This is a genomic window from Mesorhizobium sp. M2A.F.Ca.ET.037.01.1.1 (genome assembly GCF_003998075.1).
Classification (GTDB): Bacteria; Pseudomonadota; Alphaproteobacteria; order Rhizobiales; family Rhizobiaceae; genus Mesorhizobium.
Genome location: NZ_RZSA01000359.1, coordinates 1 through 5,906, shown reverse-complemented (window position 1 = coordinate 5,906; position 5,906 = coordinate 1). Strand labels below are relative to the sequence as shown.

Annotated in this window: 5 protein-coding genes and 2 pseudogenes; all 7 read right to left on the bottom strand. The window is 64.9% G+C overall.

Going from position 1 to position 5,906, the window contains the following annotated elements; translation table 11 throughout:
- Positions 1-777 (bottom strand): annotated as a pseudogene (locus tag EOA27_RS18480) (apolipoprotein N-acyltransferase); the annotation flags it as partial.
- A gap of 97 nt (positions 778-874) precedes the next feature.
- Positions 875-1,345: a VOC family protein gene (locus tag EOA27_RS18475; RefSeq protein ID WP_126079418.1), complete on the bottom strand. Its 471-nt coding sequence runs from the start codon at positions 1,343-1,345 to the stop codon at positions 875-877.
- A 73-nt stretch (positions 1,346-1,418) separates the two neighbouring features.
- Complete coding sequence (locus EOA27_RS18470) at positions 1,419-2,495, bottom strand: hemolysin family protein (protein WP_126079419.1); 1,077 nt, start codon at positions 2,493-2,495, stop codon at positions 1,419-1,421.
- A 27-nt stretch (positions 2,496-2,522) separates the two neighbouring features.
- Entirely contained in the window at positions 2,523-3,020 is a 498-nt protein-coding gene (gene ybeY / locus EOA27_RS18465) for an rRNA maturation RNase YbeY (protein ID WP_126079420.1), read from the bottom strand.
- Between the two features lie 12 nt (positions 3,021-3,032).
- Positions 3,033-4,025 carry a PhoH family protein gene (locus tag EOA27_RS18460; RefSeq protein WP_245467349.1) on the bottom strand — a complete coding sequence of 331 codons (993 nt, stop codon included), beginning with the start codon at positions 4,023-4,025 and terminating at the stop codon, positions 3,033-3,035.
- Between the two features lie 87 nt (positions 4,026-4,112).
- Positions 4,113-5,522, bottom strand: a complete 1,410-nt coding sequence (gene miaB / locus EOA27_RS18455; protein ID WP_126079422.1) for a tRNA (N6-isopentenyl adenosine(37)-C2)-methylthiotransferase MiaB — start codon at positions 5,520-5,522, stop codon at positions 4,113-4,115.
- A gap of 74 nt (positions 5,523-5,596) precedes the next feature.
- Positions 5,597-5,906, bottom strand: a pseudogene (locus EOA27_RS18450) (1-acyl-sn-glycerol-3-phosphate acyltransferase); the annotation flags it as partial.

Sequence of the window (5,906 nt, the reverse complement as noted above, 5' to 3'; positions counted from 1 at the left end):
GATGCGGTCGCGCACCGAGGCGTCCCACTTTTCGCTGAGATCGACCGAGGGCTGGACGATGCGAACATCGATCGAGCGGGCCGGCTCGACCGGGGCCGCGAGCCGGGCGTAGCCGAAGCCGACATGGCCAGCGACGAGGATGACGAACAGGGCAAGGCCCAGCCTCAGATGCCGGCGCGCCGCGACCAGCGCGGGCAGCGAAAACACGAAGACGGCGAGCGCGTTCATGCCGATCATGCCGGTCACCGACACGCTCTGCATCAGCAGCGGCACCGGCATCGCCGTGTATCCGACGGCGTTCCAGGGAAAGCCGGTGAAGAGGAAATCGCGCAGCCATTCAGCAAGGCTGAACCCGAAGGCAAGCGCGGCGATGCGGCCGATGTCGCTGCTCCAGAACAGCCGCGCCACCACGGTGGCGAAGCCATAGAAGAAGGCGAGCGCAAAGGGGATACCGACGACGGCGAAGGGCAAAGCCCAGGCGAAGCTGTCGGCCTCGACCAGCAATGCCTGGCCGATCCACCACAGGCCGGCGAGGAAGTAGCCGAAGCCGAACCACCACCCGGTAGCGAAAGCCGGCCGCAGGCGCCTGAACCAGCCATCGGAAGCCTCGCCGGTGGCGCCGTCGAGCAGCCAGACCAGAACCGGGAACGAGACGAAGCAGACCGCGAAGAAATCGTAAGGCGCCTGGGCAAGCACCGCCAGCGCTCCGGCGGCAAAGGCCACCAGCGCCCGCCGCCACCCCCACAGCAGAATTATCCGGCCGGCAAAGCGCTGCATCCAGCTTCCCAAGTCGCGCGAATCAGGGAGTTAGAGGTTTAACAGGCCACGCCGCGCGATCCAAACCCAGATAAGCGCCGCCTGATACACCGTAGCGCTATCTGTGCCAGCCCTCGATCCGCAGGCCGGTCAGTCGCTCGGCCTCGTCCTTCGGCACGACGCGTACGGTGCGGGTGAATGTCCAGACATGGCCTTCGGGGTCGCGGGCGCGATATTGGCGCTCGCCGTAGAAATGATCGGCGGGCTCCTCGACGATCTCCGCGCCTGCCGCGCGCGCTTTCTCGCAATGAGCGTCGATATCCTGCTGCAGACGGACATAGACGGCTTGCGTGTTCTTGCCGCCGACGGAGGCGGGACTGGCGATACGCTCATCCCATTCGGAATCGACGATGATATAGCCGTCGCCGAAGCGCATTTCGGCATGCACGAGCCGACCGTCGGGATCGCTCACCAGCATGCTAGGCTCAAAACCAAAGGCCGCTTGCAGAAAGGACAAAGCCGCGCGCGGATCGCGGTAGAAGAGGCCTGAGCCCAGGACCGCATGCTTGAACGGATCGTCGGTCGGCATGCCGCTCCACGTTCTTTTTTACGCATTCCGGATGGAAAACCGCTACGCACTTTTCCTGGAATTGCTCAGGGGGTCAGGCCTGCTCGGTGCGGGCGGCGCGGCGGCGCTGCCGCTCGCCCTTCGGGCTCTGCACGATGCGCACGCGCTTGACGCGGCGCGGGTCGGCGTCGAGCACGTGGAACTCGAAGCCGGGAATGGCTTGCACGACTTCGCCCCTGGCCGGGACCCGGCCGAGCGTGTTGAAGATCATGCCGCCGATCGTGTCGACATATTCGCCATGCTCGCCGGCGGCGAAATCCTCGCCGATCATCTTGGCGACCTCGTCGATCTCGGCCTTGCCGTCGACGACGAAGACGCCGTCGCCGGTCTGCGTGATCATCGGCTCGTCGTCGTCATGCTCGTCCTCGATGTCGCCGACCACCATCTCGACGATGTCTTCCAGCGAGGCGAGGCCGTCGGTGCCGCCATATTCGTCGATGACCAGGGCCATCTGCGTGCGCGTCGTCTGCATGCGGCCCATGAGGTCGGAGGCCAGCATCGAGGGCGGCACAAACAGCACCTGGCGGATCAGATTGAGCTCGCCGATGGTGCGCGCGAGATCGACCTGCGCAAGGTCGAGCGCCGCCGTCACCAGCGCCTTCGCCCTGGTGCGGCCCTTCTTGACGCGGGCGACCTTGGTAATGTGGGCGAGCACATCGCGAATGTGGACCATGCCGCGCGGATCGTCCAACGTCTCGGAATAGACCGGCATGCGCGAATGGCCGGACTGCTCGAAAAGGCCGAGCAGGTCGCCAAGCGTGGTGTTGATCTCGACCGCCTCGATATCGGCGCGCGGCACCATGACGTCCTCGACCCGCACTTCGCGCAGGCGCAGGATGTTGTTGAGCATGGCGCGTTCGCCGGGCGAGAAGGCGCCCGCATCGGTCGTCGTTTCGGCAAGCGCGCCGGCGATCTCCTCGCGCAGGCTAGTGCCGTTGCGGTGCCGGAACAGGCCGAGCACGCGGTCGAAGAGCGAAGGACCGGCATGCGTCGGCTCCGCGGCCGCGCTGCCGGTGGGAATACTCGGACTCGAGCCCTCTTCCGTTTTTTCGGAAGGCTTGGCAGCACTGCCGGCGTCCGGGCGGGCGGCAGTTTCTGGTGTGTCGTTCATCGCCATCAGGTCAATTGAGCTTTTTTGTTACGCGTAGGGATCGGGAATGGCAAGCCTCGCAAGCGCTGCGCGCTCGATCGCTTCCATCTCCTCCGCCTCGGCGTCGGTCTCGTGATCATGACCCAGCAAGTGCAGTAGGCCATGAATAACGAGATGGGTGATATGGTTCTCAAACGGCTTGTCTTCCAGTGCGGCCTCGCGCGCCACCGTCTCGGAAGCCAGCACGATGTCGCCCAGCATCGGCGGCAGCTTGCCGCCCTTCGGAAACGGAAAAGCCGGAAAAGACAAGACGTTGGTTGGCTTGTCCTTGCCGCGCCATTCGGCGTTGAGCGTCCGGATGTGAGCATCGTCGGAAAAGACGACGCTGAGCTCGGAGACGCCGGTCGCCCCTGTTTCGGCAAAGGCGGCCGCAACGGCGCGATCGACCAGGCGCGTCAGCTCGGCTTCGGCAGGCCAATTGCCGGCCTCGACGAAAATATCGATATTGACCGGCGTCTCGCCGCTTAATGCTGGATTGTCAGCCATATAGCCTTTTGATCAGCTTTCGGCGCCCAGGCCCCGCGCCAGCTTGCCGTCGCGGTCATAGGCCTTGACGATCTCGGCAACCAATGGGTGGCGCACCACGTCGCCTTCGTTGAAGCGGACGGTGACGATGCCAGGCACGCCGTCGAGGATGCGCAGCGCCTCGACCAGCCCCGACTTGGTGTTGGGCGGCAGGTCGATCTGGGTCGGGTCGCCGGTGACGATCATGCGCGAGTTCTCGCCGAGACGGGTCAAGAACATCTTCATCTGCATCGGCGTGGTGTTCTGCGCCTCGTCGAGGATCACCGCCGCATGCGCCAGCGTGCGGCCACGCATAAAGGCTAGCGGCGCGATCTCGATCACTTCGGCCGCGATCGCCCGCTCGACCTTGTCGGCCGGCATCATGTCGTAGAGCGCGTCGTAGAGCGGCCGCAGATAGGGGTCCACCTTCTCCTTCATGTCGCCGGGCAGGAAGCCCAGCCGCTCGCCGGCCTCGACCGCGGGGCGCGACAGCACGATGCGCTCGACCATGCCGCGTTCGAGCAGCATCGCCGCATGCGCCACCGCCAGATAGGTCTTGCCGGTGCCTGCCGGGCCGATGCCGAAGACCATTTCGGAGCGCTCCAGCGCCCGCATATAGGCGTCCTGCGTCAGCGAACGGGCGTAGATCGTCTTCTTGCGCGTCGATATCTGGGCGGCCGAAACCTTGCCCTTGCGCTCCATGGTCGGCAGCGTCAACTGGTCGTCGGCGGCGATCGCCATGCGCACGGCGCCGTCGACATCCGACTGGCCGATGTCGACGCCCTTCTGCAGGATGCCATAGAGCGTATCCAGCGCGCGGCGCGCCTGTTCGGCGGCCGAAGCCGAGCCCTTGATGGCAAGCTGGTTGCCGCGCGAGCGGATATCCACGCCGAGCTTCTGCTCGAGCCGCGCCAGGTTCTCGTCGAACTGGCCGTAGAGGGCGCTGGCAAGCTTGTTGTTGTCGAAGGTCAGTACGATGTGCGCCATGTCGGAAGCCCCGGACGCCTGGTTCTGGGGCGGATTCTTCAGTTCGGCAGCGCTCAACCGTCTCTCCTCATCTGCCGAGGCTTGTGGCTAGGCCAACTCGGCGAACAGGCTGTTGGGGCCTGTCTTCGTGATTCGCACGTCAATAATGTCACCGATTCCACCGGCTTTGTCGTCAACAATCACCGGGTTCAGCCATGGCGAGCGGCCAAGAATCTGACCGGGGCGGCGACCTGGCTTCTCGATCAGCGTGCTGACGGTGCGGCCGACCACGCTGGCTATGAAATTCTGCTGCTGATCGTTGATCAGCGCCTGCAGGCGCTGCAGCCGTTCGTCCTTCACGGTTTCGGAAAGATGGCCGTCCATCTCGGCGCCCGGCGTCCCAGGACGTGGGGAATATTTGAAGGTGAAGGCCGAGGCGTAGCCCACTTCGCGCACCAGTTTCAGCGTCGCGTCGAAATCCTCGTCCGTCTCGCCGGGGAAGCCGACGATGAAATCGCCCGACATAGCGATGTCGGGACGGGCGGCGCGAATGCGCTCGATGAGCGCCAGATAGTCGCGTGCCGTGTGCCTGCGGTTCATCGCCTTCAAAATCCGATCGGAGCCCGACTGCACCGGCAAATGCAGATAGGGCATCAAGGCGGGCAGGTCACGATGCGCGGCGATCAATTCGTCGTCCATGTCGCGCGGATGGCTGGTTGTGTAGCGCAGCCGCGCCAGTCCGGGGATTTCCGCAAGCCGGAACAGCAGACGGCCGAAACCCCATTCCTCGCCATTCTCACCAACGCCATGCCAGGCATTGACGTTCTGGCCGAGCAGGGTCACCTCGCGCACGCCGGCCTCGGCCAGCCGCTCGGCCTCGGCGACGATCTGCGCCACCGGGCGCGAGACCTCCGCGCCGCGGGTATAGGGCACCACGCAGAAGGTGCAGAACTTGTCACAGCCTTCCTGCACCGTGAGGAAAGCGGTGACGCCGCGCTTTGCCAATTCGGCGCGCTTCGGCTGCGGCAGATGCTCGAACTTGTCCTCGATGGCGTATTCGGTCTCGACGATCTTCTCGCCGCCGCGGACCCGCGCCAGCACGTCGGGCAGCCGGTGATAGGTCTGCGGGCCGATGACCAGATCCACCGCCGGAGCGCGGCGGATGATTTCCGCACCTTCGGCCTGCGCCACGCAGCCGGCGACACCGATCAGCAATTCACGGCCGGCCTTGGCGCGCTCGGCCTTTATGTCGCGGATGCGGCCAAGCTCGGAATAGACCTTTTCCGCCGCCTTCTCGCGGATATGGCAGGTGTTGAGCAGCACCAGATCGGCGTCCTCGACGGCGTCGGTGGCGACATAGCCGTCGGCGGCCAGCGCATCGGTCATGCGCTGGGAATCGTAGACGTTCATCTGGCATCCATAGGTCTTGACGAAGACCTTTTTCGCCGCGCGGTCAGTGCCGGCCGAGCGCTCGGCGGCAGCGCCGATGCCATGGCTTTCAATCCTGTTCAGTTCCATCGGGCGGCTTCTAGCGCCTTTCCGTGACAAAAAACAGACGATTCTGCCTTGTGGGCCCGTCGTGCGCCTCGACTTCACCGGTTCTTGGCCGGGTCGGCGAGGATGCCTTGCATCATCTCGCGCACCTTGGCTTCCATCAGTCTCGCCGTTTCCTTGCGGTTCGAACCCTTGGAGAACGGCACCGGCTGGCCGAAATGCACCTCGGCATCGATCGCGCCTTCGGCAAGCAGGGTTTTGAGATGCGGCATCAGATCCTGGTCGCCGATCCAGGCGGTGATCGGCCGATGGCGGCGGCCCATCGGCATGCCATGCAGGCGCGTATAGGCGATCGCCACGGGCTGGATGAAGACCTGTTCCGCCGCGCCTTCCGAAATCGCCATCGAG

What these genes read in the sequence shown, in the direction of transcription:
- EOA27_RS18475 (WP_126079418.1), bottom strand. Translation starts at nt 1,345, where the DNA reads ATGCCGACCGACGATCCGTTCAAGCATGCGGTCCTGGGCTCAGGCCTC.
- EOA27_RS18470 (WP_126079419.1), bottom strand. Translation starts at nt 2,495, where the DNA reads ATGAACGACACACCAGAAACTGCCGCCCGCCCGGACGCCGGCAGTGCT.
- ybeY (WP_126079420.1), bottom strand. Translation starts at nt 3,020, where the DNA reads ATGGCTGACAATCCAGCATTAAGCGGCGAGACGCCGGTCAATATCGAT.
- EOA27_RS18460 (WP_245467349.1), bottom strand. Translation starts at nt 4,025, where the DNA reads ATGGCGCACATCGTACTGACCTTCGACAACAACAAGCTTGCCAGCGCC.
- miaB (WP_126079422.1), bottom strand. Translation starts at nt 5,522, where the DNA reads ATGGAACTGAACAGGATTGAAAGCCATGGCATCGGCGCTGCCGCCGAG.